This window comes from Streptomyces sp. bgisy159, assembly GCF_965341775.1.
Lineage (GTDB): Bacteria > Actinomycetota > Actinomycetes > Streptomycetales > Streptomycetaceae > Streptomyces.
In genome coordinates this window covers 96,668-119,335 of the sequence record NZ_CBDQZH010000012.1, presented here as the reverse complement: position 1 = coordinate 119,335, position 22,668 = coordinate 96,668, and the positions used below count along the sequence as shown (strand labels likewise).

General features: G+C 73.3%; 19 protein-coding genes and 3 pseudogenes. 10 read left to right on the top strand and 12 right to left on the bottom strand.

Annotated elements, in window-relative coordinates:
* Positions 1–163: 163 nt before the first annotated feature.
* On the bottom strand, positions 164–2,005 hold the full coding sequence (locus ACSLTV_RS14760; RefSeq protein ID WP_435612280.1) for a gamma-glutamyltransferase family protein: 1,842 nt from the start codon (positions 2,003–2,005) through the stop codon (positions 164–166).
* Between the two features lie 214 nt (positions 2,006–2,219).
* On the opposite strand from ACSLTV_RS14760, the pseudogene ACSLTV_RS14755 reads away from it, so the two are divergent.
* The 4 genes and pseudogenes from ACSLTV_RS14755 to ACSLTV_RS14740 all read left to right on the top strand — a co-directional run.
* Positions 2,220–2,396 (top strand): annotated as a pseudogene (locus tag ACSLTV_RS14755) (IS1380 family transposase); the annotation flags it as partial.
* Between the two features lie 478 nt (positions 2,397–2,874).
* Positions 2,875–3,762 carry a universal stress protein gene (locus ACSLTV_RS14750; RefSeq protein WP_432133950.1) on the top strand — a complete coding sequence of 296 codons (888 nt, stop codon included), beginning with the start codon at positions 2,875–2,877 and terminating at the stop codon, positions 3,760–3,762.
* A pseudogene (locus ACSLTV_RS14745) lies at positions 3,647–4,723 on the top strand (HAD-IC family P-type ATPase); the annotation flags it as partial. The gene ACSLTV_RS14750 and the pseudogene ACSLTV_RS14745, both read left to right, overlap by 116 nt.
* A 68-nt stretch (positions 4,724–4,791) precedes the next feature.
* Complete coding sequence (locus ACSLTV_RS14740; RefSeq protein ID WP_435612279.1) at positions 4,792–5,229, top strand: cation transporting ATPase C-terminal domain-containing protein; 438 nt, start codon at positions 4,792–4,794, stop codon at positions 5,227–5,229.
* Between the two features lie 86 nt (positions 5,230–5,315).
* On the opposite strand, the gene ACSLTV_RS14735 is transcribed toward ACSLTV_RS14740, so the two are convergent.
* Positions 5,316–5,498, bottom strand: a complete 183-nt coding sequence (locus ACSLTV_RS14735) for a hypothetical protein (RefSeq protein WP_435612278.1) — start codon at positions 5,496–5,498, stop codon at positions 5,316–5,318.
* A 418-nt stretch (positions 5,499–5,916) separates the two neighbouring features.
* On the opposite strand from ACSLTV_RS14735, the gene ACSLTV_RS14730 reads away from it, so the two are divergent.
* The 5 genes and pseudogenes from ACSLTV_RS14730 to ACSLTV_RS14710 all read left to right on the top strand — a co-directional run.
* Positions 5,917–6,576 carry a CNNM domain-containing protein gene (locus ACSLTV_RS14730; protein WP_432156424.1) on the top strand — a complete coding sequence of 220 codons (660 nt, stop codon included), beginning with the start codon at positions 5,917–5,919 and terminating at the stop codon, positions 6,574–6,576.
* Positions 6,470–7,195, top strand: a complete 726-nt coding sequence (locus ACSLTV_RS14725; protein WP_432156425.1) for a CBS domain-containing protein — start codon at positions 6,470–6,472, stop codon at positions 7,193–7,195. Before ACSLTV_RS14730 ends, ACSLTV_RS14725 begins: the two co-directional genes overlap by 107 nt.
* A 499-nt stretch (positions 7,196–7,694) precedes the next feature.
* Positions 7,695–8,657, top strand: coding sequence for a hypothetical protein (locus tag ACSLTV_RS14720; RefSeq protein ID WP_435612277.1), 963 nt, complete (start codon positions 7,695–7,697; stop codon positions 8,655–8,657).
* A gap of 252 nt (positions 8,658–8,909) precedes the next feature.
* Positions 8,910–9,263 (top strand): hypothetical protein, encoded by a 354-nt coding sequence (locus tag ACSLTV_RS14715; protein ID WP_432133811.1) that lies wholly within the window; start codon positions 8,910–8,912, stop codon positions 9,261–9,263.
* A 53-nt stretch (positions 9,264–9,316) separates the two neighbouring features.
* Positions 9,317–9,628: pseudogene (locus ACSLTV_RS14710) on the top strand (hemerythrin domain-containing protein); the annotation flags it as partial.
* On the opposite strand, the gene ACSLTV_RS14705 reads toward ACSLTV_RS14710, so the two are convergent.
* The gene (locus tag ACSLTV_RS14705; RefSeq protein WP_435612295.1) at positions 9,610–10,206 is read right to left on the bottom strand and encodes a hypothetical protein; all 597 of its coding nucleotides are present in this window, start codon (positions 10,204–10,206) and stop codon (positions 9,610–9,612) included. The pseudogene ACSLTV_RS14710 and the gene ACSLTV_RS14705 sit on opposite strands and share 19 nt — an antisense overlap.
* Positions 10,207–10,213: 7 nt before the next feature.
* Positions 10,214–10,552 carry a hypothetical protein gene (locus ACSLTV_RS14700; RefSeq protein WP_435612276.1) on the bottom strand — a complete coding sequence of 113 codons (339 nt, stop codon included), beginning with the start codon at positions 10,550–10,552 and terminating at the stop codon, positions 10,214–10,216.
* A gap of 275 nt (positions 10,553–10,827) precedes the next feature.
* Between ACSLTV_RS14700 and ACSLTV_RS14695 the strand changes: the two genes are divergently transcribed.
* Positions 10,828–11,538, top strand: coding sequence for a hypothetical protein (locus tag ACSLTV_RS14695; RefSeq protein WP_432133809.1), 711 nt, complete (start codon positions 10,828–10,830; stop codon positions 11,536–11,538).
* Positions 11,539–11,650: 112 nt separating this feature from the next.
* Here ACSLTV_RS14695 and ACSLTV_RS14690 read toward each other — a convergent pair whose 3' ends face one another.
* The 8 genes from ACSLTV_RS14690 to ACSLTV_RS14655 form a co-directional block, all read right to left on the bottom strand.
* Complete coding sequence (locus tag ACSLTV_RS14690) at positions 11,651–13,186, bottom strand: NCS1 family nucleobase:cation symporter-1 (RefSeq protein ID WP_435612275.1); 1,536 nt, start codon at positions 13,184–13,186, stop codon at positions 11,651–11,653.
* A 173-nt stretch (positions 13,187–13,359) separates the two neighbouring features.
* Positions 13,360–14,382, bottom strand: a complete 1,023-nt coding sequence (locus ACSLTV_RS14685; RefSeq protein WP_432133807.1) for a TIGR03842 family LLM class F420-dependent oxidoreductase — start codon at positions 14,380–14,382, stop codon at positions 13,360–13,362.
* A gap of 11 nt (positions 14,383–14,393) precedes the next feature.
* A complete protein-coding gene (gene hydA, locus ACSLTV_RS14680; RefSeq protein ID WP_432133806.1) occupies positions 14,394–15,794 on the bottom strand; it encodes a dihydropyrimidinase in 1,401 nt (466 codons plus the stop codon).
* 94 nt (positions 15,795–15,888) lie between these two features.
* Complete coding sequence (locus ACSLTV_RS14675) at positions 15,889–16,731, bottom strand: nitrilase-related carbon-nitrogen hydrolase (protein ID WP_432133805.1); 843 nt, start codon at positions 16,729–16,731, stop codon at positions 15,889–15,891.
* A 179-nt stretch (positions 16,732–16,910) separates the two neighbouring features.
* On the bottom strand, positions 16,911–18,494 hold the full coding sequence (locus tag ACSLTV_RS14670; protein ID WP_432133804.1) for a PucR family transcriptional regulator: 1,584 nt from the start codon (positions 18,492–18,494) through the stop codon (positions 16,911–16,913).
* A gap of 16 nt (positions 18,495–18,510) precedes the next feature.
* Positions 18,511–19,809: an aspartate aminotransferase family protein gene (locus ACSLTV_RS14665; protein ID WP_432133803.1), complete on the bottom strand. Its 1,299-nt coding sequence runs from the start codon at positions 19,807–19,809 to the stop codon at positions 18,511–18,513.
* Entirely contained in the window at positions 19,806–20,648 is an 843-nt protein-coding gene (locus ACSLTV_RS14660) for a nitrilase-related carbon-nitrogen hydrolase (protein ID WP_435612274.1), read from the bottom strand. The genes ACSLTV_RS14665 and ACSLTV_RS14660 overlap by 4 nt, the downstream gene beginning before the upstream one ends.
* 340 nt (positions 20,649–20,988) lie before the next feature.
* Positions 20,989–22,644, bottom strand: coding sequence for a hypothetical protein (locus ACSLTV_RS14655; protein ID WP_432156427.1), 1,656 nt, complete (start codon positions 22,642–22,644; stop codon positions 20,989–20,991).
* Positions 22,645–22,668 lie beyond the last annotated feature (24 nt).

The following is a 22,668-nucleotide window of genomic DNA, read 5'->3' as shown; positions in this document are numbered from 1 at the left end:
CAGCCCCCACCGGGCGGGCGCACCGTGGGTGGAATCGGGATGAACAGCCCCGGCGGCGCCCGGCCGACGTGAGCCGCGCGGCCGGCCTGCCGCTGTCCCGTTGCGGTCTTTCACGCTCCGCCTCCGGTCTGCCACGCTCCCCCTCCGGTCGACTGCGCCTGCCTCATCTGCCCACCGCGTACCCCTGCATGCCCCGCGGATTCGCGGCCGCCGCGAGAACGCCGGTGTGCGGTTCCCGGGCGACCGCGCACAGCCGCCCCTCCGACCAGGGGCCGCCGACGGTGACGAGGTGCCCGCGCCGCCGCAGCTCCGCGACCACCTCGGGGGGCGTCCGGGACTCGACGGTGACGCTGCCGGGCCGCATGCCGCGGGGGTGGAAGGAGCCGGGGAAGCCGTCGTTGTGCCAGTTCGGGGCGTCTATGGCGCCCTGGAGGTCCAGGCCGCCGCGCACCGGTGGGCGCAGGGCGACACCGAGGAAGAAGTGCAGCTGCCACTGGTCCTGCTGGTCGCCGCCGGGCGTGCCGAAGGCCAGCACGGGAACGCCGTCGCGCAGCGCCAGGGACGGGGTGAGCGTGGTGCGGGGGCGCCGGCCGGGGGTGAGGGAGTTCGGCAGGCCCTCCTCCAGCCATGTCATCTGCAGCCGGGTGCCGAGCGGGAAACCGAGTTCGGGCACGACGGGGTTGGACTGCAGCCAGCCGCCGCTGGGGGTGGCGGCGATCATGTTGCCCCAGCGGTCCACGACGTCGATGTGGCAGGTGTCGCCCCGGGTGGCTCCGTCGGCGCCGGCCGTGAGCCCCCCGTCGGCGGGCTCGCCCGGCACCGGGGAGGTCGGGGCCTTGGCGACGGTGGGTTCGCCGGCGCCCATCGGGCCGGTGCCGGGCTCGCCGGTGAGGACGGTGTGCGCGTGCGTGCTGAGCCGGGGCGTGCGGCCACCGGGGCTGCCGGGCCGCAGGTCGTGACAGGCCCGCTCGCCGATCAGTGCCCGCCGGGCCGCGTTGTACGGCGCGGACAGCAGGTCGGTGAGGGGCACCTCGGCCGCGTCGCCGTACCAGGCCTCCCGGTCGGCCATGGCGAGCTTGCAGCCCTCGACCAGCAGGTGGACGTAGTCGGCCGAGCCGGGCGCGGGCAACTCGGGCGGGAGCAGGGCGAGCTGCTGCAGCAGCACCGGGCCCTGGCTCCAGGGGCCGGCCTTGCACAGGGTCCAGCCGTTCCAGTCGTACGTCGCGGGCGCCTCGTAGGTCGCGGACCAGCCGGCGAGGTCGGCCTCGGTGAGGGTGCCGGTGTGGTGCTCGCCGCTGGTGTCGAGGGTGGGCCGGCGGGCCTGCCGGACGAGGGCCTCGGCGACGAACCCGGACCGCCACACCTGACGGGCGGCCTCGATCCGCGCCTCCCGGTCCCCCGCGCCGGCGGTCTCGGCGAGCAGCCGGCGCCAGGTGGCCGCGAGGGCCGGGTTGCGGAACAGCCGGCCGGGGCGGGGCGGCTCCCCGCCGGGCAGGTACACCTCGGCGGACGAGGTCCACTCCGTCCCGAACAGCCGGCGGACGGTCTCGACGCTCGCGCGGAGGTTCTCCACGGGCGGGTGCCCGTGCTCGGCGTATCCGACGGCGTACTTCAGGACGGCGTCCAGGGGCTTGGTGCCGTGGTCGCGCAGCAGCAGCATCCAGGCGTCGAAGGCGCCGGGCACGGCGGCGGCGAGCGGTCCGGTGCCGGGGACCAGGTCGAGTCCGAGCCCCTGGTAGTGGGCGACGGTCGCGCCGGCGGGGGCGACGCCCTGCCCGCACACCACCCGCACCGGGCCGCCCGCGGGCGCCATGACGATCGGCACCTCGCCGGCCGGCCCGTTCAGGTGCGGCTCCACGACGTGCAGCACGAACGCCCCGGCCACGGCGGCGTCGTAGGCGTTGCCCCCGTCCTCCAGAACGGCCATCGCCGTCTGCGACGCCAGCCAGTGTGTGGACGACACCATGCCGAAGGTGCCCTGGAGGGTGGGGCGGGTGGTGAACATCGCGGCTCTCACCTCGCTGTTGACGGATCGCGGCCCAAGTGATGGGCACTCAGGACAGGTCCTGGGGAGTCAGGGGAGTTTGCGCCGACGGCCGCCTTCCCCCGCTCCCCCAGAAGGCTATCGATCGCCCTGCGCCCCTCCTCCCCGCCTCCGGCACGAAGTGGGCGTAGTGGTCGAGGATGATGGTCGGCCTTTTCCTGGACACCGGCGGGTCGAGGCGGACAGCGAGATCCGGGACGGGGCCTGGGGCGCCGAACTCACCGGCGACGTCCTGGACGGCTGACCGAAGGGGATGCGGCTGATCGTCCGGAAGGAACGGCTCCATCCCGGAGCCCAGTTTCGACTGTCGGGCGCGGACTGCATGCGGCTGACCTGTTTCGCGACCAACACCGACAGGCCGATCGCGCTGCGGCGGGCACCGGCAGGCGAAGTTCCGCAGCCGCTGATACGCCCAGTAGGCCTTGAGCTCCGCCCGGTTCACGCCGTCCCCGAGCCCGAGCAGGACCTCGTCGACCGCGCCCGCCGACTCTCCCGTCGCCGAGCCCTTGACATCGGCCGCCGCCCGGGCGACCGTCCGCCGCCGTGCCGGCGGGCCCCTGCATGCCGCCGCTCATGGACGCCACGGTCTCAAACCCGGGCAGGCCGGGGCGATGTGGTCCAAGGCTGCGAGCGAAGGCGGTGCGGGCCGCGGCATGGGGACGGGTGGTGCCCAGGGACGACCTGCCTGTCCACCAGGAGGCTGCGTCGAGTCGTTCGCCGTGTGGGCCGAACGGGCCCGCGCGGCAGACGGTCGGCCCTGCCAGGGGGGGTGCTCGGGAGGGTGAGGCTGATGCTGGGAGGCGTTGGGACGTCCGAACGTGGGAGTCATGATGAGCGGTCTGGTGGTCGTGGGCGTGGACGGGTCCGCGTCGAGTCTTGCCGCGGTGGACACGGCGGCGCGCGAGGCGCGATGGCGTGGCGCGGGGCTGCGGGTGGTGCACGCGTTCTTGTGGCCCGCGATGCACGTGCCGCTCGGGCCGTCGCCGCTGGGGCCGCCTGAAGGCGGGGTTCGGAACATGGTCGAGCACCTGGTGGCTGAGGCGGTGGAGCGTGCCAGGTCGGCGGCACCGGAGGTGGATGTCTCCCACGCGGTGGTGACAGGGGAGCCTTTGACGGTGCTGGAGGCACAGTCACGCGCCGCGGAACTCGTGGTCGTCGGGTCCCGGGGCATGGGCGGGTTCGTCGGGCTGCTGGTGGGATCGACAGCGGTGCATCTGGCCGCGCACGGCACGTGCCCGGTGCTCGTGGTGCGAGACACGGGTGACGACGCCGGGCCGGTGGTGCTGGGCGTCGACGGCTCCACCGCGGGTGAGCCGGCCGTGGACTTCGCCTTCGCCGAGGCGGCCTGGCGTGGAGCCGGCCTTGTGGCCCTGCACGCCTGGACCACATGGAACGCACCGCTGCCCGCCCCGCAGGACGCGGCGGCGCCGTATGCGAACCAGCCGGGCGAGCTTGGGCAGGAGGAGGAACGGCTGTTGGCGGAGGCGCTCGCCGGCCACAGGGAGCGGTATCCGGAGGTGGCCGTGGAGCACCAGGTGGTGCACGGCCGGACCCGTGAGGCACTGATCGAGGCCAGCCGTTCGGCGCAGCTGCTGGTGGTCGGTGCCCGGGGGCGCGGCGGGTTCGCAGGGCTGCTGCTGGGGTCGGTCAGCCAGGCGGTCCTGCATCACGCGCACTGCCCGGTCGCTGTCGTGCGGGGTCCAGGTGGGCGTCGCTGACTTCGACGGGGTGCCCGGTCGCCGGGATCGCCCAGTGCGCGACGCGCATCACGGGCTGGCCGCGCATGAGGTCGTCCTGCTCCTGGAGACCGATGCCGATCGTGGCCTGGGTACGGATGAGGCGGCACGGCGCCTGCAGCGGTTCGGGCCCAACATGCTGCCCGCCGCCACGGGCGGTGGGCTTCTCTGGCGCGTTCTGCGTCAGTTCCACCATCCGCTGATCTACGTACTCATCGCGGCAGGTGCGATCACCGCGGCATTGGGCGAGTACGTGGATTCCGCGGTGATTCTCGGTGTGGTGCTGGTCAACGCGCTGGTCGGTTCCGTGCAGGAGTCGAAGGCCGAGGCGGCGCTGGAGAGCCTGCGGTCGATGGTACGCACCACAGCCCGGGTGGTACGCGGCGGGCGTGAGCAGGCGGTGCCCTCGGAGGATCTCGTACCGGGTGATCTGGTGCTGGTGGAAGCCGGGGACAAGGTGCCGGCCGATGTGCGGCTGGTGCGGGTCGCGGAGCTGCGGGTCGACGAGTCGGCGCTGACCGGGGAGTCCGCTCCGGTGGCCAAGGACGAGGTGGTGCTGGACGCGGGGACGGCGGTGGCCGACCGGCGGAACATGGTCCACTCCGGAACGCTGGTGGCGGCCGGCCGGGGCACCGGCATCGCGGTGGCAACCGGTGCGCAGACCGAGCTGGGGGAGATCCATCGTCTGGTGGGGGCCGCGGAGACGCTGGCCACGCCGCTGACAGCGAAGCTCGCCGCGTTCAGCAAGGTACTGACGGTGGTGATCCTTGCCCTGGCGGCGGTGACCTTCGCGATCGGCCTGGTCCGCGGGCAGGGTGCGGTGCAGACGTTCACCGCCGCGGTCGCCCTGGCGGTGGGCGCGATTCCCGAAGGGCTTCCGGCTGCGGTCACCATCACGCTGGCCATCGGGGTGGGCCGGATGGCCAGGCGCCGGGCGGTGATCCGCCGCCTGCCCGCGGTGGAGACGCTCGGCAGCACCACGGTGATCTGCTCGGACAAGACCCCGGCATCATGCGGCGGCCGCCCCGCGACCCGGCCCGCCCGCTGCTCACCGGCGCCCTCGTCACCCGGATCCTGCTGGTCTCCGCCCTGCTGGTGGCCGGTTCCTGGTGGCTGTTCGAATGGGAGCGCAGGATGGGCGCGAGCCTGGCCGAGGCACGCACCGCTGCGGTGAACCTGTTCGTGGCGGTCGAACTGCTCTACCTCTTCAGCTGCCGCTCTCTGACCCGCTCTGTGTGGCGCATCGGCCTGCTGTCCAACCGGTGGGTCGTCGGCGGGGTCCTGGCCCAAGCGGTCGGCCAGTTGGCGCTGACCTACGTACCGGCCATGAACCATCTCTTCCACACCGCTCCGATCACTGGCCAGGCATGGCTGCGCATCCTCGGCATCGCCGCACTCACCGCCCTCGCCGTCGCCCTGGACAAGCACCTGCGGCACCGGCCCCTGTAGCCGTCCACCGGCCGGTCAGCGCGCCGTCACATCGTGACGTGGTCGCCGGGTCGTGCCCGCAGCGCGTGCCCCGGCGAAACGCGTGATCACAGGTCCGGCCACGGCCGGCAGCAGCAATAGCCGGCCACGAGGGCGCCGAGCCGGTCCTGAAGCACTCCCACCGGGCCGACCATGACGATGGAGAACTCGCCCCGGGCGATGAGCGCGGTCCCGGCCCGCAGCCGCCCCCGGCGCCCCGTCCCGTCCCGTCCCGTCCCGCCGCGCGGCATACGGAGGCCACTTTCGTCACGGCAGTGACCAGAGCCGACAGCGGGGCGGCGGGCAGCACCGGAAGCAACGTGCCCGGGTTCACGGACAGACCGATGGCCAGGAGGGCCCGTTCTCGGTCGGCACCAGCTGCACCACCGCACCTTGTGGATCTGTCTCGCCGCCGTTCTCATGCTGCAGGTCGTCGCCGTCCAAGCCCCCTTCGCCCGAGGTGTGTTCGGCACAGTCCCCCTCAGCCCGCCCAAAGGGCCATTTGCGTGGCCACCGCCTCCACCGTGGTGCTGAGCGAACATGCCTGGCGCGCGGGACGGGCCGATATCAGCCGCCGAGCGGCCCGCCGAAGCGGCAAGCCCTGACCATCCGCGACACACCCCTGCCGCCCTCAGGGCGGCGCGCCCGAGCGGGTGGCACGGTGACATCATGGAAGGGTTCTGGTTCGACCTCGCGCTCATCGCCGCGCTGATCGTGCTCAACGCACTCTTCGCGGGCAGCGAGATCGCGCTGATCTCCCTGCGGGAGAGCCAGCTGCGCCGCCTGCGGCGCCGCGGGGCAGCCCGCGCGGCCCGGCTGGTGCGTCTGACCGAGGAACCCAACCGATTCCTGGCCACCATCCAGATCGGCATCACGCTGGCCGGTTTCCTGGCCTCCGCCACCGCCGCCGTCTCTCTGGCCGAGCCTCTGGTACCCGCCCTGGGATTCGCCGGAAGAGCCGCCGAGCCGCTGGCCATTGCGCTGGTGACCCTGACGCTGACCTTCGTCACGCTGGTGGTCGGCGAACTCGCGCCCAAGCGCCTGGCCATGCAGTACGCCCAACGGTGGGCCCTGCTGGCAGCCACCCCCCTCGACGTCCTCGCCACCGCGGCACGCCCGGCCGTATGGGCTCTCAGCCGGGCCACCGACCTGATCGTCCGCCTCCTGGGCGGCAACCCTCGCGCGTCCCAGCAGCCGCCCAGCCCCGAAAGAGCTACGGGACATGGTCATCAGCCACCGTGGTCTGACCACACAGCAGCGGACCATCATCTCCAGCGCCCTGGAGATCCACGAGCGCCCCCTGCGGACCGTTGTCGTTCCGCGCCCTGACGTGTTCACCCTGCCCGACGACATGCCCGCCGCCCAAGCCCGCCTGGCCCTGGCGCGCTCCGGACACTCCCGTGCCCCCGTCCTGCAAGCGGGCCACTTCGACGACGTCCTCGGCATCGTTCACCTGCGCGACCTGACCACCGGCGACGACACAGCCCCCGTCACCGCCCTCGCCCGGCCGGCACTCTTCTTATCCGACTTCATGAAGGTCTCCGAAGCCCTGCGGCGCCTGATGGCCGCCCACGAGCAGTTCGCCCTCGTCGTCGACGAACACGGTTCCGTCGACGGCATCGTCACCATCGAGGACCTCCTGGAAGAGCTCGTCGGCGAGATCCACGACGAGACCGACCACACCACAACCGACTACACCCAGCCCGACGGCTCCCTGCTCCTGCCCGGCAGCTTCCCCCTCCACGACCTGCCCGACCTCGGCGTCGACCTCGGCGACCTCACCCACGGCCCGTACACGACCATCGCCGGCCTCGCCCTCGCCCGGCTCGGACGCCTGCCGCAGCACCCCGGCGACAGCGTCCGCCTCGCCAACTGGACGCTGGAGATCACCGGCATCCACCGCCATGCCGTCACCGCTGTCCGCCTGAGACCCCATCAGGCACGGTAACCTGCGCCAGGACTCGCCAACCGAACGCAGGAAAATCTCGCCCGTCCCACGCCAAGCGGGTGGCTCCCGGCGTCGGGGCAGAACCCGGACTCTACGAAACCCGGGACAGCTCAATCCGCTCATGTTCACCAGAGCGGCCGATAGCCGGCCAACGCTGCAAGGCACTTCGGTCAGCAGCCTATGAGCCCTACCGAGATTGAAACAGGCCACCGCGTCCTGTCGGGCCTTCGTCACCTGCCGCGTGGCCGACGGTGACCCCGTCTACACACAGGCGCTGTCCGCGAGCGCGGTGGTTGCAGGGGTGGGACCGCATTCAGGAGCGGCTTGGGGCCCATCGCGAGGCCGCTCCGCCTGGGGAGCGGCTGGGGAGCTCTTCATCACTGAGGGGCGACTCTGGGGAGTTCCGGTGGAACACCGCGTAGCGGGTCACACCAGGGGAACCAATACATCGATATAGCGGCACATCAACTTTTCTCTCGGAGGGGCGCGGGTGGAAGCGGTGGATCTCGATGCTGTCGCCGATGAGCTGTACGGGCTGCGGCCGGAGGAGTTCACCGTCGTCCGCGACCGGCACGCGGCCGCCGCCCGCGCGGCGGGTGACCGGGAACTCGCGGACCGGATCAAGGCGCTGCGCCGCCCCACCCTGGCCGCCTGGGCCAGCAATCTCCTCGTACGCGAGCAGCCTGAGGCGGTGGAGCCGCTGGTCCGGCTCGGCGAGGGGCTGCGCCGGGCGCACGAAGAGCTGGACGGCGCACAGCTGCGCGAACTCTCGCGTCGGCAGCACACCCTGGTCGCCGCCCTGACACGGCAGGCCGGCAGCCTCACGGCGGCGGCCGGGCACCGCGTCGGCGGTGCGGTGCAGGAGGAGATCGAGCAGACCCTGCGCGCCGTGCTCGCCGACCCCGAGGCGGCCCGCGAGTGGGCCACCGGCAGGCTGGCCAGGCCGCTCAGCGCCGCGCCCGGCTTCCGGCTCGGCGACACGCGGACGCAGGCGCAGACGCAGACGCAGACGCACCTGACGCTGGTGCCGCCCGTTTCCCGGGAGCGCGGGAAGGCGGCGGAGCGCAGGACACCGGACCGCCGGCCACCCGAACCCAGTGCCGCGGAGCGGAAGGCCGCCGGGAAACGCCGGAGGACCGAGGAACGGCGCCGCCGGGAGTCGGCCGAGGCCCGGGAAGCGGCGGAGCGGGCCGCCGAGGACCTGCGCGGGCGGGAGGCGGACGCCGAGCAAGCCGAGCGGGCGGCCGGGGAGGCGGCGGACCGCGCCGCCCGCCTGCGCCGGCGGGTCGGCGAGCTGGCCGACGCGCTGCGCGGCGCCGAGGCCGACGTCCGGGAGGCCGAGGGCGCGGAACGCGAGGCGCGCGTGCGGGCCCGGGAGGCCGAGCGCGGCCTGCGGGACGCCCGGCGCCGGGCCCGCGTCACGGCCACCCACCTCGCACGTCTGACGCCCGACGACGGCTGAGCCGCCTCCGAGCCGCGGCGAGCCCGGCGACCGGGAGGCGGACACCGTCCGGCAGCCCGTCGACGCCCTCGGCGTCGCCGGGGAGCGCGAAGAGGTCGTCGCTGCCGCCGACCCGCTCGGACGAACCGCCCGGAGCAGATCGACGCGCCGCCGCCTGACGCTTGACGGCGCCGCCGCGGGGTACTCCCTCCCCGACACGTCGACCACCGGCCACCGGCCACCGGGACCATCGAGGTCAGGAGGGACACGGGCATGGCTCTCACTCACGCGCTGGAACACGGTGTCCTGGTGATCACCGTGGACCGTGACCCCGGCGCCGCCGAGCGTGCCCTGCTCGCGGCCGATATCAGCGCCCTCGTCGAGGCGCACCGGCCGTCGCCCGTCGTGATCGTCCTGGACGAGCCGGCCACCGGGAGCGCGGCGGTGGGCGCCGTGCTGCGGGCCCACCGCGCCTGCGGAAGCCTCGGCGTCCTGATGTCCGTCGCCACGCACAGCGCCCCGGCTCGCCGGCTCCTGGAGGCGAGCGCCGAGGACGGCCGCCCCCGGCTGGTGATCCACGCGCGCGCCGACATCGCCATCGACGCGGCCTATGCCGCCGCCGCGTGAGGGGCGGACGCTCCGGGTACCCGGCGGGTTTGGACCACCAAGAAGGATCGATCATGGCTTTGGCCCTGATGCGCGATGACGCCGCCGACATCCTGACCCGCCAGCACGCCCAGATCCGGCGCGGCTTCTACAAGGCCGCCGTACCCGGGCCGACGCGTCGGCGGGCGTTCGACCAGCTGATGCGTCTGCTCGCCGTGCACGAGGCGGCGGAGGAGGCCCACGTGCACCCGGTGGCCCGCCGCGCGCTGCGCGCCGGGCGGGCCGTCGCCGCTCGGCGGCGCGAGGAGGAGAAGCAGGCCAAGAAGCTGCTGGTGAGGCTGTGGCGCACCGGACCGTACGGCAAGGGCTACCTGCGGCAGTTGAACGCGGCCCGCCGGGCCGTACTCGCCCACGCCGCACGTGAGGAGCGCGAGGAGTTCGCGGCACTGCGCCGCGCCGTGGGCGCGGGGCGCCTGCGGATGCTGGGCGCCGAGGTGAAGCTGGCGCAGGTGTACGCACCCACGCGCCCGCACCGGTGGGTGAACAACGAGGCGGCCAACAGTGCGACTGCGGCCATGACGGTGGCGTGCCAGGTGCGGAAGTCCTTCGCCGTGATCTCCAGGCCGGCCGCCTCCTTGAGGTAGGTGTTGACGTCGTCGCCGTTCACCTCGCGCCAGGCGGGCCGCTCCCAGTAGGCCAGCAGCCGGTCGCCGCCGCCCCGGCGCCGCATCAGCGCGGTGAGACTGCGGCAGGCGGCGGGGTCCGCGACCGTCTGGACGATCTCCTTGCCGTGCTTGCCGGTGTAGGTGAACAGCACCGCGCCGGCCCGGCAGCGGGAGTGCTCGCGCAGCAGGGTGGTCAGGCCGTAGCTGTGGTTCAACTCCGTGTACCGGTCGCTGCCGATGCGGAAGAACCCCAGGTCGAGCAGGCGTACGGCGGTCGCCAGTACCCGGCGCCGGGTCACCCCCCGGTCACTCAGGTGACCTTCGACGGTCTCCCGCAGCGCGGGCAGCCGCTCGGCGACGTCGAGCACGCTCGTGCTTGGCCCGTTCCTGCTCGGCGCGGAACCTCGGGTGGTACAAGTACTGCCGCCGCCCGGCCGCGTCGGTGCCCACGGCCTGCAGATGGCCGTGGGCGCGGGCACAGATCCACACCTCGCGCCAGGCCGGCGGGATGACCAGCCCCCGGACGCGGGCCAGTTCCGCCGGGTCGCGCAGCGGGTTCCTGCGGCTGTCGAGGTACCGGAAGCCCCGCCCGTGCGGCAATCGGCGGTACCCGGGCTCCGTGGGGCGGCTGCGGTAGAGGCGCATCCGCTCCCTCCTCCCGTCCCGGCGTCCCCGTCCCGTAGCGGGTTCCTGACAAGCCCCCGTCGTATGCCTGCCGCACGCCGTGTCCCTGCGCACCGTGGGCATCGGGGGCACCCCTGGAGACAAATAAGGACATACACCCCATGGCGCCGGAGAGACTGTGACCACGCGGGCACGGAGCGAGTTGACACTTCCGCACCACACACAGCCGTGTGACACTGGCGTCCCGTGTCCGCAGTGCGGACTGCTCCGCACCCTCCCCCACAAAGAAGTGCGCCGTGCGTTCTCTTCCTCTGCCCGTCGTTCTGACCGCGCGGCTGTCCCCGGTCGCCGTGATCGCCTGCATCGGCTGGGCGCTGTCCTCCGGCCCGCTCGCCGCCACCGAGGACACCGCGGTCAAGGACGCCCGGCAGACCCCGTCCGACGCGCTTCCCGCCCCGTCGGCGTCGACGAAGGCGATGACCCACGAGGCGGCGCCCGCTCCGTGCGGCAGTGTGACCGCGAAGACGGTCGGCTCGCTGGTGCCCGGCGCCAAGACGGCGGGCAAGGAGATCCGGTCCACCGACTCCCAGCTGCGCCGCACCTGTTCGTGGAACGCACTCAAGGGGTACGACTACCGCTGGCTCGACGTCACCTTCGAGATCATGGAGTCCGACGAGGCGGCCCGGACGTCGTACCAGGACCGGATCACGAAGAAGAGCGGCGGCGGGGCCGTGCCGGGACTCGGTGACGAGGCGTACTCGGTGGTGAACCTGACCACCGAGGACAAGCAACAGACGCGCGAGGGCGTGGTGTTCGTCCGTGCGGCCAACGCGCTGGTGGTCGTCACCTACAACGGCAGTGACTTCGAGTCGAAGAAGGCGCCGGGCACGGACGAGATCAACAAGGGCGCCATCAAGGCCGCGAAGGACGCGGTGGCCGCGCTGCGGGGCGGCGGGAAGAGCACGGCTGCCGGCGCGAGCCCCGGCGCGAGCCCGAGCAAGAGCTGAGCGTGGCCGCCCCGGACCGCGCGGCGAGGCCGGGGCCGCGAGGCCGGAGTTCCGCCCTGACGGCGACCCGGCCCCGCACCCGTCCACCTCACGGCGTCACTACGTCACTGCGTCACTGCGTCACTGCGGGGCCCCTGTCCCGTCCCGTGGCGAGGGTCAGCGTCAGGTACAGCACCATGGAGGTGCCCAGACCCACCGCCCAGCCGTAGTCGGCGAGCGGCTCCAGCGCCGGGATGGGCCGTCCGTCGACCAGCGGCCGGAAGTTCGCGCCGCCGATCGCCAGCACACCGCCGGCCAGGAAGGCGGCGACGGCCCGCCAGTTCCAGCCGCCGGCGTACCAGTAGCGGCCGCCCGTACGGTACAGGTCGACCAGGTCCAGCCGGGCCCGGCGCAGGACCCAGTAGTCGGCGATCAGGATCCCGGCGACGGTACCCAGGAGACCGCCGACCAGGCCGAGCCAGGTGAAGATATAGCCCTGCGGGTCGGCGTACAGCTTCCACGGGAAGATCACCACGCCGAGCGCACAGGTGATGAGGGCCCCGGCGCGGAAACCGATCCTGCGCGGCGCGACGTTGGAGAAGTCGAAGGCCGGTGACACCAGGTTCGCCGCGATGTTCACGGACAGCGTCGCCACCAGCACGGTCACCAGCGCGAACAGCAGCCCGACCACGTTGTCGGTCTTGGCGGCCAGCTGCACCGGGTCCCAGATCGGCTCGCCGTAGACGGCCTGCGAGCCGGAGGTGACCATCACCGACAGGAAGGCGAACAGCGTCATCGTGGTCGGCAGCCCGAGCGCCTGTCCCCAGGTCTGCGCCTTCTGGCTGCGGCCGTAGCGGGTGAAGTCGGGGATGTTCAGCGACAGCGTCGACCAGAAGCCGATCACGCCCATGAGGGAGGGCCAGAACAGCTTCCAGAAGTCGGCGCCCCAGCCGAGCCGGGACGGCTGGTCGAGCAGCGGGCCGAAGCCGCCCGCCCTGTCGCTCATCCACCACAGCATCACGAACGCGCCGACCAGTACGAACGGCGCGGCCCAGTTCTCGAAGCGGCGCAGGGTCTCCATCCCCCGCAGGATGATGGCCACCTGAAGCGCCCAGAACAGGGCGAACGACAGCCACATCGTCCAGGCGTGACCGCCGACCACGGCGGCGTCGCTCCAGCCGTCGCCGATCAGCTTCCCGGCGAGGAAGTAGATCGCCTCGCCGCCGATCCAGGTCTGGATGCCGAACCAGCCGCAGGCGACCAACGCCCTGACGACGGCGGGGAGGTTGGCGCCCCGGACGCCGAAGGAGGCGCGGGCGAACACCGGGAAGGGGATGCCGTACTTCGGTCCCGCGTGCCCGGTCAGCAGCATCGGGACCAGGACGATCACGTTGGCCAGGGCGATGGTGAACACCGCCTGCTTCCAGTCCATGCCGACGGTTATCAGTCCGGAGGCGAGGGTCCAGGTGGCCGTGTTGTGGGCCATGCCGACCCACAGCGCGGAGAAGTTGTAGGTGGTCCAGGTGCGCTCGGCGACGGGGACCGGGAGCAGGTCCTCGTTGGCGTAGGGACCGCTGGGGCGGGGGGCGTCGGGGGCGATCTCCACCCGGCCGTCGGCGCGGGTGACCTGGGCGGCCGCGGGTGCGGCCGTGGGGGCGGTGTCGGTCATGGGCGGGCCAATCAGGTGAGACGGGGCGGGGAGTGGCCGTGCGGGCGGCGCCGGGTGTCTCTGGCTGCGGGGGTGCGCCTGTGGGGAAGCGCCCTGGGCCCCCTCCCCGGGACGGCGGGAAGGGGGAGACCAACAAGGAAAGGGGTGAGCAGGGGCCGACAGGCCCGTGGAGGTCAGGAGTTGACCGCCGGGATCACCCGCGAGCCGTAGGCGTCGATGACCGCCTCCTGCGCGTCGTGCATGTCGTAGACGGCGAACTGGTCGACGCCCAGCTCGCGCAGCGCGTTCAGCTTCTCGATGTGCCGCTCCACGGGGCCGATGACGCAGAACCGGTCGACGATCTCATCGGGCACGAACCGGGTGTCGGGGTTGTCGGCGCGTCCGTGGTGGGAGTAGTCGTATCCCTCGCGCGCCTTGATGTAGTCGGTGAGGGCGTCCGGTACGGCGGCGGAGTGCTCGCCGTACTTCGCCACCAGGTCGGCCACGTGGTTGCCGACCATGCCGCCGAACCACCGGCACTGCTCGCGCGCGTGGGCGAGCGCCTCGGGCGAGTCGTCCTCGGTGACGTAGGCCGGTGCGGCGACGCAGACCGTCACCTCGGACGGGTCGCGGCCGGCCGCGGCCGCCGCGTCCTTCACGGCCTTGACCATGTACTCGGTGAGGTACAGGTCGGCGAGCTGGAGGATGAACCCGTCGGCCTCCTCGCCGGCCATCCTGAGCGCCTTCGGCCCGTACGCGGCCATCCAGACGGGGAGTTCGGCGCCGGGCGCGATCCACGGGAACCGTACGACGGTGCCGCCGCCGAGGTCGGCCTCCTCGCCCCGGCCGAGGGCGCGGATGGCCTTCATGGCGGCGCTGATGCGGGCGAGGGTGTTGGGGCTGCGGCCGGCGACGCGCATCGCGGAGTCGCCGCGGCCGATGCCGCAGACGGTGCGGTTGCCGAACATGTCGTTGAGGGTGGCGAAGGTGGAGGCGGTGACCTCCCAGGTGCGGGTGCCCGGGTTGGTGACCATCGTGCCGACCTTCAGCGTGGTCGTGTGGGCCAGGATCTGGCTGTAGATGACGAAGGGTTCCTGCCAGAGCACGGCGGAGTCGAAGGTCCAGCCGTGGGTGAAGCCGTTGTGTTCGGCGCGCTTCATCAGGTCGACGACCCTGGAGGCCGGCGGGTCGGTCTGCAGGACTAGTCCGAAGTCCATGGGCGGCACTCCTAGTTCAGGTACTGGCAGGTGGAGCGCGGGGTGTAGACGCCGTGGCCCGGGCGTCCGGTGTACTCCCGCTCGGTGATGACGGGTTCGCCGCGTGAGAGGACGGTCTCGACGCGGCCGGTGATCCGCTTGCCCTCATACGCCGAGTAGTCGACGTTCATGTGGTGGGTGGCGGCGGAGAGGACCTGTGCCGCGTGCGGGTCGTAGAGGACGATGTCGGCGTCGGCGCCCGGGGCGATGGTGCCCTTCTTCGGGTAGAGGCCGAACATCCGGGCCGGGGTGGCGCAGGCGATCTCGATCCAGCGGCGTCGGGAGATGTGCCCGTCGAGGACGGCCTGGTGGAGCAGGTCCATGCGGTTCTCCACGCCCGGCAGCCCGTTGGGGATCTTGGAGAAGTCGCCCCGGCCCAGCTCCTTCTGGCCCACGAAGCAGAAGGGGCAGTGGTCGGTGGAGACCACCTGCAGGTCGTTGGTGCGCAGGCCCTGCCAGAGCCGGGCCTGGTGCTCCCTGGGGCGCAGGGGGGTGGAGCAGACGTACTTGGCGCCCTCGAAGCCGGGTTCGGCGAGGTTGTCGGTCGACAGGAAGAGGTACTGCGGGCAGGTCTCGCCGAACACGTTGAGGCCGTCGTCGCGCGCCCGGGCCAGTTCGGCCACCGCCTCCGTCGCCGAGACGTGCACGACGTACAGGGGCGCCCCGGCGACCTGGGCGAGCCGGATGGCACGGTGGGTGGCCTCGGCCTCCAGCAGGGCCTTGCGGACCTCGCCGTGGTAGCGGGGGTCGGTCTCACCGCGGGCGAGGGCCTGTTCGACCAGGACGTCGATGGCGATGCCGTTCTCGGCGTGCATCATGATCAGCCCGCCGTTGTCGGCGGAGCGCTGCATGGCGCGCAGGATCTGGCCGTCGTCGGAGTAGAACACACCCGGGTACGCCATGAACTGCTTGAAACTGGTCACGCCCTCCTCGACCAGGAGGTCCATCTCCTTGAGCGTCTCCTGGTTCACATCGGAAACGATCATGTGGAAGGCGTAGTCGATCGCGCAGGTGCCCTCGGCCTTGGCGTGCCAGGTGTCCAGGCCGTCGCGCAGGGTGCGGCCGACGCTCTGCACGGCGAAGTCGACGATCGTGGTGGTGCCGCCCCAGGCGGCGGCGCGGGTGCCGGTCTCGAAGGTGTCGGAGGCGAAGGTGCCACCGAACGGCAGCTCCATGTGGGTGTGGGCGTCGACCCCGCCCGGGATGACGTACTTCCCGGTGGCATCGATGACCCGGGCGTCCGTCCACGCCTCGGCGGCCGGGGTGCCGGTGGCGGCGAGGGCGGCGATGCGGCCGTCCTCGATCAGGACGTCGGCGTGGATCTCGTCGGATGCGGTGATGACTAGGCCGCCGCGGATCACTGTACGGGGCATCGGTCGCTCCTCGCGGTGTGGGTCTGCCGGTGGTCGGTGGCTGGTCGCGCCGTGCCCCGCGCCGGTTGCGGGGGCGCGGGGCGGGCCCGCCCCGTCAGGGGGCGGTCAGCGGGGTGTACGCGCCCGGCGCGCGGTCGCGGTAGAACTGCCAGCGGTCTCGGACCTCGCGCAGCTTGGCCAGGTCCAGGTCGCGGACGACGAGTTCGGGTTCCTTGTCGCTCGCCGGCTCCCCCACGAACTGGGCCTCCGGGTCGACGAAGTAGCTCGTGCCGTAGAAGTCGTTGTCGCCCAGGTCCTCGACGCCGACCCGGTTGATCGCGCCGACGAAGTACTCGTTGGCGACGGCCGCCGCCGGCTGCTCCAGCTGCCAGAGGTAGCGGGACAGGCCGCGGGAGGTGGCCGACGGGTTGAAGACGATCTCGGCGCCGGCCAGGCCGAGCGCGCGCCAGCCCTCGGGGAAGTGGCGGTCGTAGCAGATGTAGACGCCGACCTTGCCGACGGCCGTGTCGAAGACCGGCCAGCCGCTGTTGCCGGGGCGGAAGTAGAACTTCTCCCAGAAGCCGCGGACCTGCGGGATGTGCGTCTTGCGGTACTTGCCGAGGTAGGTGCCGTCCGCGTCGATCACGGCGGCGGTGTTGTAGAGGACGCCCGGCTGCTCCTCCTCGTACATCGGCAGCACCAGGACGATGCCGTGTTCGCGGGCGAGGGCCTGGAAGCGGCGGACGATCGGGCCGTCGGGGATCCGCTCGGCGTACGCGTAGAAGGCCGGGTCCTGGACCTGGCAGAAGTAGGGTCCGTAGAACAGCTCCTGGAAGCACAGGATCTCGGCGCCCTGGGCGGCCGCGTCGCGCACCGCCCGCTCGTGCGCCTCGATCATCGACTCCTTGTCGCCGGTCCACGCGGTCTGGAAGACGGCGGCGCGGATCACTCTGCTCATCGGGACCTCCGGTCGCTCGGTGTGCGAGAAGGCTAGAGAGCGGGCGGAGTCGCTTCGAGTTGCAGCGTGTCACGTCCACGGGCGTGCGGCGTGTCACGCTGTCACCCTGGCCCGGGCCCATGTATCACCGCCGTTTTTCCAGGTGGTCGCGTGTTTCGGAGCTGTTGCGCGGGCCTGGCTCAGGCCTGCTGCGCGTCGTGCGCGAGGAGCGCGATGTGGACCGAGGCCGCCTGCTCGAAGTCGTCGAGGTCGACGCCGAGCCGGGCCTGTATGGCCTCCAGGCGGCGGTAGAGGGCGGGCCGGGACACGTGGTGGAGCTGGGCGGTGCGGGACTTGTTCCGGCCGGTGGCGAGGTAGGTGCGCAACACGCCGAGCAGGTCGTCGTCGGCGGCGCCCAGCAGCCCGTCCAGCTCCCGCTCGGCGAAGGACTGCACGTGCGGGTCGTCGCGCAGCAGGCGGACCAGCCCGCGCAGATGGACGTCCCTGAGGCGGACCACGGGCGGCAGGTCGAGGGCGGCGGCGGAGTCGGCGACCGCGTCCGCGACGTGGCGGGCCTCGCGCAGCCCGGCCGGGACGTCGTCCCAGGCGGGGCGGGCACCGGCCGCCGCGACCACGGTGCCGGCGGTGCCCGACTCGGTGCGCAGCCTGGCCGCGAAGTGGGAGGTGAGCGCGTCGGCGTCCTGGTCGCGGGCGAGGCTGAGCAGGATCGCGGTGGTGCCGGGGGCGAGTTCGGCGACCAGGCCGGACATCCCCAGCAGGCGCAGCACGCGGTCGAGCCGGCCCGGGTCGCCGTCGGGGACGACCAGCGGGACGAACGTGCGGCGGTTGACGGGCAGCCCGGCGGCTCGGGCGCGGGCCAGCAGCCGGCGGGCCGGTACGACCCCGGAGACCAGGTCGGTGAGCAGGCCCTGCGCGGACTGCTCCTCCCAGGAGCAGGCGGAGCCACCGCCCAGCATGCGGTGCAGGACGAGTGCTTCGGCGGCCCGGTCGGCGAGCAGCCGGCCGCCCGCGCTGTCGCCGCGGTAGCCGCAGAGCATGACCTCGCCCCAGCGTTCGCCGCGCCCGCCGAGCTCGGCGCGGACCCAGCCGTCGCCGGCGCCGCCGCCCGCCTGGCGGGCGATGCGCTCCCAGTCGCGCAGCACGTCGTCGACCGCGGGCCGCTCCCCCGCCGTGGCGAGCACGCGGTGGGCGAGGTTGGTCACGACGACGGGGCACCCGCTGTGCCGGGCGACCTCGTCGAGCAGGCTCTGCAGGGGGGCGCCGGCCGTGATGAGCGCGGTCAGGGCGGTGCGGACCGACTCCGAGAGGCTGACGGCTGCGAACTTGCGCCGCACCAGCCGGGATTGGACCTCCTCGGTCAGTTCGGCGAAGGGGAACGGGCGGTGCAGCACGACGAGGGGCAGCCCACACCGCTCGGCGGCGCGCCGCATCACCTCCGGCGGGGCGGGGAAGGCGCGTCCGAGGCCGAGTACGACGGCCGCCGCCTCGGCGCGGTGCAGGGACCGGATGTACTCGGCCTGCAGGGCGTCGTCACCGGCCAGCAGCACGCCCGTGGTGAGTACCATCTCGCCGCCGGTGAGCATCACGCCGACGTCGGCGGCCTCGGCGACGTGCACCCAGCGCACCGGCCGGTCCAGCTGGGCGGCGCCGGCCACCACCTCGGGCTCGCCGGCGAGGACCCGTTCCAGGGAGAGCACCTGGCGGACCGACAGGGCGGGCTCCGGGGGCTGGGCCGGCCCCCGGGGTTCGGCGGTGGTGGTCATGGCGGTCTTCCCTCGCTCAGCCGCTCGGGCGCTGACGGGTGCCGCGCAGGGCGCGTTCGAGGATCGCGGCGCCCTCCTCGGCCTCCGCGACGGTCAGGGACAGCGGCGGGGCGACGCGCAGGGCGCTGGTGCTGTGTCCGCCGCCCTTGCCGATGAGCAGTCCGCCGGCACGGGCCGCCTCCAGCACGGCGGCGGCCCGGTCGGGGTCGGCGCGGTCGGTGCCCGGCCGGACCAGCTCGACGCCGATCATCAGTCCGCGTCCGCGCACCTCCTTGACGCCCGGGTCCTGGGCGGCCACCGCCCGCAGCCGCTCGATGAGCAGTCCGCCGACGCGCCGGGCGTTGCCCTGGAGGTCGTGCTCCAGCAGGTAGGTCAGGTTCGCGAGCGCCGCCGCCATGGTGACCTGGGTTCCGCCGAAGGTGGAGATCGAGTTGGCGTCCAGACAGTTCATGATCTCGGCGCGGGCGACGACCCCGCCGACGGACGTGCCGTTGCCGATGCCCTTGGCGAAGGTGACGATGTCGGGCGGGCCGCTGCGGTCGTGGGCCTGCCAGCCCCAGAAGTGGTCGCCGGTGCGGCCCCAGCCGGTCTGCACCTCGTCGGCGATCCACAGGATTCCGTGGGCGTGCAGCACCTCACGGAATGCCGCGTACAGTCCGTCGGGCGGTGAGGTGAAGCCGCCGACGCCCTGGATCGGCTCGGCGATCAGCGCGGCGGGCGCCCGGGTGTGCCCGAGCAGGTCTGTCAGGTCCTCGACGCAGGCCGCGACGAAGCCGGTGTCGTCCAGGTGCGCGTACGGGCCGCGGGTGCGTACGCCGCCGTGGACGTAGAGCGTCTGCAGCGGCGACAGCGAGGTGGGCGACCAGCCGCGGTTGCCGGTGATGCCGACCGCGCTGAAGGAGCGGCCGTGGTAGCTGTTGCGCATCGCCAGGACGGTGTTGCTGCGGCGGTAGGCGGTGGCCAGCAGCAGGGCGGTGTCGTTGGCCTCGGTGCCGGAGGTGGTGAAGAACACCCGCGCGTCCGGGATGCCGCTCAACTGGGCGATGCGCTCGGCGAGTTCGACCATGGGCCGGTTCAGGTACAGGGTGGACGAGTGGATGATCCGCCCGGCCTGCTCGCTCACCGCCTTGGTCACCTCGGGCAGGGCGTGCGCGGTCATCGTGGTGAGGATGCCGCCGAAGAAGTCCAGGTACCGGTTGCCGTCGGCGTCCCAGACGTGGCGGCCCTCGCCGTGGGTGATCTCCAGCGGGTCCCGGTAGTAGAGGGCGAGCCAGTCCGGCAGGACGGCCCGGTGGCGGGCGTACAGGTCGCTCACGGCCGCACCAGCCCCTCGTAGGCGTCGGGGCGCCGGTCGCGGTAGAAGGCCCACTGCTGCCGGACCTCCTCGATGAGGCCGAAGTCGAGGTCCCGGACCACGAGTTCCTCCTTGGTGTCGCTGGCCACGTCCCCGACGAACTGCCCGCGCGGGTCCACGAAGTAACTGGTGCCGTAGAAGTCGTTGTCGCCGTAGATCTCCTGTCCGACGCGGTTGATCGCGGCGACGAAGTACTCGTTGGCGACGGCCGCCGCCGGCTGCTCCAGCCGCCACAGGTGGGAGGACAGGCCGCGGTGGGTGGCCGACGGGTTGTACACCAGCTGGGCGCCGTTGAGGCCGAGTTGCCGCCAGCCCTCCGGGAAGTGGCGGTCGTAGCAGATGTAGACGCCGACCTTGCCGACGGCCGTGTCGAAGACCGGCCAGCCGAGGTTGCCCGGCCGGAAGTAGTACTTCTCCCAGAAGCCGCTGACCTGCGGGATGTGGTGCTTGCGGTACTTGCCGAGGTAGGTGCCGTCGGCGTCGATCACGGCGGCGGTGTTGTAGTAGAAGCCGGACTGCTCGACCTCGAACACCGGAACGACGATCACCATGCCGGTCTCGCGCGCCAGGTCCTGCATACGGTGTACGGTCGGCCCGTCGGGAATCGGCTCGGCCCAGCCGTAGTGCTCCGGCTCCTGGACCTGGCAGAAGTAGGGCGCGTTGAAGACTTCCTGGAAGCCGATGACCTTGGCGCCCCGGCGGGCGGCCTCGTGGGCGTGCTCCACGTGTTTCGCCACCATGGACCCGGTGTCGCCGGTCCAGGTGGCCTGGACCAGGGCGGCGCGTACGACGTTGGCCATGAGCTGCTCCTTCGACAGGACGTCAGAGCCTCTACGCCCGTAGAAACGGGCCGTAGAGGGACGAACGTAAGCCTCCGGGAGAGGCTTGCCAAGACCATCGTCGTCAACGCACGGAGTCGATCGTGTTTCGCACTCCGGTGGGTGAGTCGCGAGCCATCCGGCGTACCGGCGCGACCTGCGGCGACGACGCGGCCGGCTCGCCGGTCGGGCGGTCGGGCGGTCGGGCGGTCGGGCGGTCAGGCGGTCAGGCGGTCAGGCGGTCAGGCGGTCAGGCGGTCAGGCGGTCAGGCGGTCAGGCGGTCAGGCGGTCAGGCGGTCAGGCGGTCAGGCGGTCAGGCGGTCAGGCGGTGAAGCCGGCCACCCGGAGCGCGTGGACCAGGTCCCAGTGCCGCTCGTCCGACACGGCCCGGGCGGCCTCCAGCAGCAGCGGGACCAGGGTGCGCGGATCGGGGGCGGCGCTGCGCGCGGCCTCCTCGGGGGTGCGGACCCGGACGTAGGCGTCGAGCAGCGCCCGCACCTCACGGCGGCGGCCCTGCCCGGCCAGGTCCCGTACGGCCTCCCCTATCTCGGCGGCGGGCCGGGCGACGCCCTGCCGCAGGATCTGTTCCCCGTCGGCGGCGCGGCCGGCCCCGACGAGCGCGTCGGAGGCGGCGACCAGCCGGTCGGCGGGCAGCGAGGCGGCCTCCCACAGCAGGGTCGCCCAGTCGGCGCCCAGCCCGGCGCGCCGCAGCTCGGCGGCGAGCAGCGGGACGCGGGGCGCGGGCCAGTACGCCAGCTCGGCCAGCAGGGCGTGCGCCTCACCGCTGCGGCCCTCGGCGCGCAGCCGCACCAGCCGCCGCACCGCCTCGACGGCCTCCCCCTGCGCCCTCGCGTCCACCGGCTCGGCCGTGTCCCCGGGGTCCGCTCCCCCGTCCTCGGCGGCCCCGGCGAACCGCGCGCCGCGCGGGGTGCGGCCGGAGCCGGGACCGGGCGCACCGGGCTCCGCGGGTACGGCGACCGCCGCGGCGCCGTCGTCGGCCGCACCGGCGAACCGGGCACCGCCGCGACGGCGCTTGCGCTGCTTGGCGGCGCGGGCGGGCACCGCGGGCTCCGCGGGCACCACGGGCTCCGTAAGGGCGGTGGCGCCGGACCCGGCACCCGAAGCTTCGGCGGGGGCCGGTGCCGTGCCCCGGGCGTACGCCGCGTCGTGAGGGGATCCGGCGCCGCCCCGGTCCGCCCCGGCACCGCCCGACGGCCCGGGACCCGCCCCCTCACCGGCCGCCGCGTCGCCGGCACCACCGGAACCGGCACCGGGGCCCGGGCCGCCCCCCGACCACCCCGCCTCCGCGGGCCCGGCGTCCCCGGCGACACCCCCGCCCGTGCGGCCGTCCCGGTCGGACGTCCGGAAGCCGGGACGGTCGGCAGCCGGGGCATCGGCGCCGCGGGGCTCCGCCCGGCCGGGGACCGGGGGCCCGGCAGCGCCTCCTGACGGCGTTCGCGCCTGCGCACCGGTCCGCTCCAGCCGTTCGATCCGGTGGCGGAGTTCGGCGCAGCGGGCCGTCGCCCGTTCATGGTCGTCGTGGGCCCAGGCGAGGTCGAGGCGCAGGGCCTCGGACTCCTCGCGGGTGGTCGCGGCGGCGAGGAGGCGGCCGAGTGCGGCCTGGCGTTCGGCGGCGTAGCGCTGCTCACGGAGCATGACGTCGAGCCGGTCGCCGAGGGCGTCCCGGCCGCCGGGCCGGCCGTCGTACGCGGCCAGCGCGTGCGCGTGCAGCGGGCGGGCGCGTTCGGCCTCTCGCTCGGCGGCCCCGGTGCCGTGTCCGGCCGCGAGGTCCTGCAGCAGCGCCTGGACCACGTCCCAGGGCGGCACCTCACGCCCGTCGAGGCAGGCCCGCATGCCGTCGGGGTCCCGCTGCCAGAACACCGCCGCCCAGCCGGTGTGCTGATCGAGGCGCGCGAGCAGCCCCTCCAGGTAGTCCGCGAACTCCCGCACGGCTCCCGGGAGCTGATCCACACTCATCGCTCGACCCCCACCCGACCGGAT

Bases quoted from the DNA above. Each gene is read 5' to 3' on its own strand.
- ACSLTV_RS14760 (WP_435612280.1), bottom strand. From the start codon at position 2,005: ATGTTCACCACCCGCCCCACCCTCCAGGGCACCTTCGGCATGGTGTCG.
- ACSLTV_RS14750 (WP_432133950.1), top strand. From the start codon at position 2,875: ATGAGCGGTCTGGTGGTCGTGGGCGTGGACGGGTCCGCGTCGAGTCTT.
- ACSLTV_RS14740 (WP_435612279.1), top strand. From the start codon at position 4,792: ATGCGGCGGCCGCCCCGCGACCCGGCCCGCCCGCTGCTCACCGGCGCC.
- ACSLTV_RS14735 (WP_435612278.1), bottom strand. From the start codon at position 5,498: ATGCCGCGCGGCGGGACGGGACGGGACGGGACGGGGCGCCGGGGGCGG.
- ACSLTV_RS14730 (WP_432156424.1), top strand. From the start codon at position 5,917: ATGGAAGGGTTCTGGTTCGACCTCGCGCTCATCGCCGCGCTGATCGTG.
- ACSLTV_RS14725 (WP_432156425.1), top strand. From the start codon at position 6,470: ATGGTCATCAGCCACCGTGGTCTGACCACACAGCAGCGGACCATCATC.
- ACSLTV_RS14715 (WP_432133811.1), top strand. From the start codon at position 8,910: ATGGCTCTCACTCACGCGCTGGAACACGGTGTCCTGGTGATCACCGTG.
- ACSLTV_RS14700 (WP_435612276.1), bottom strand. From the start codon at position 10,552: ATGCGCCTCTACCGCAGCCGCCCCACGGAGCCCGGGTACCGCCGATTG.
- ACSLTV_RS14690 (WP_435612275.1), bottom strand. From the start codon at position 13,186: ATGACCGACACCGCCCCCACGGCCGCACCCGCGGCCGCCCAGGTCACC.
- ACSLTV_RS14685 (WP_432133807.1), bottom strand. From the start codon at position 14,382: ATGGACTTCGGACTAGTCCTGCAGACCGACCCGCCGGCCTCCAGGGTC.
- hydA (WP_432133806.1), bottom strand. From the start codon at position 15,794: ATGCCCCGTACAGTGATCCGCGGCGGCCTAGTCATCACCGCATCCGAC.
- ACSLTV_RS14675 (WP_432133805.1), bottom strand. From the start codon at position 16,731: ATGAGCAGAGTGATCCGCGCCGCCGTCTTCCAGACCGCGTGGACCGGC.
- ACSLTV_RS14670 (WP_432133804.1), bottom strand. From the start codon at position 18,494: ATGACCACCACCGCCGAACCCCGGGGGCCGGCCCAGCCCCCGGAGCCC.
- ACSLTV_RS14660 (WP_435612274.1), bottom strand. From the start codon at position 20,648: ATGGCCAACGTCGTACGCGCCGCCCTGGTCCAGGCCACCTGGACCGGC.
- ACSLTV_RS14655 (WP_432156427.1), bottom strand. From the start codon at position 22,644: ATGAGTGTGGATCAGCTCCCGGGAGCCGTGCGGGAGTTCGCGGACTAC.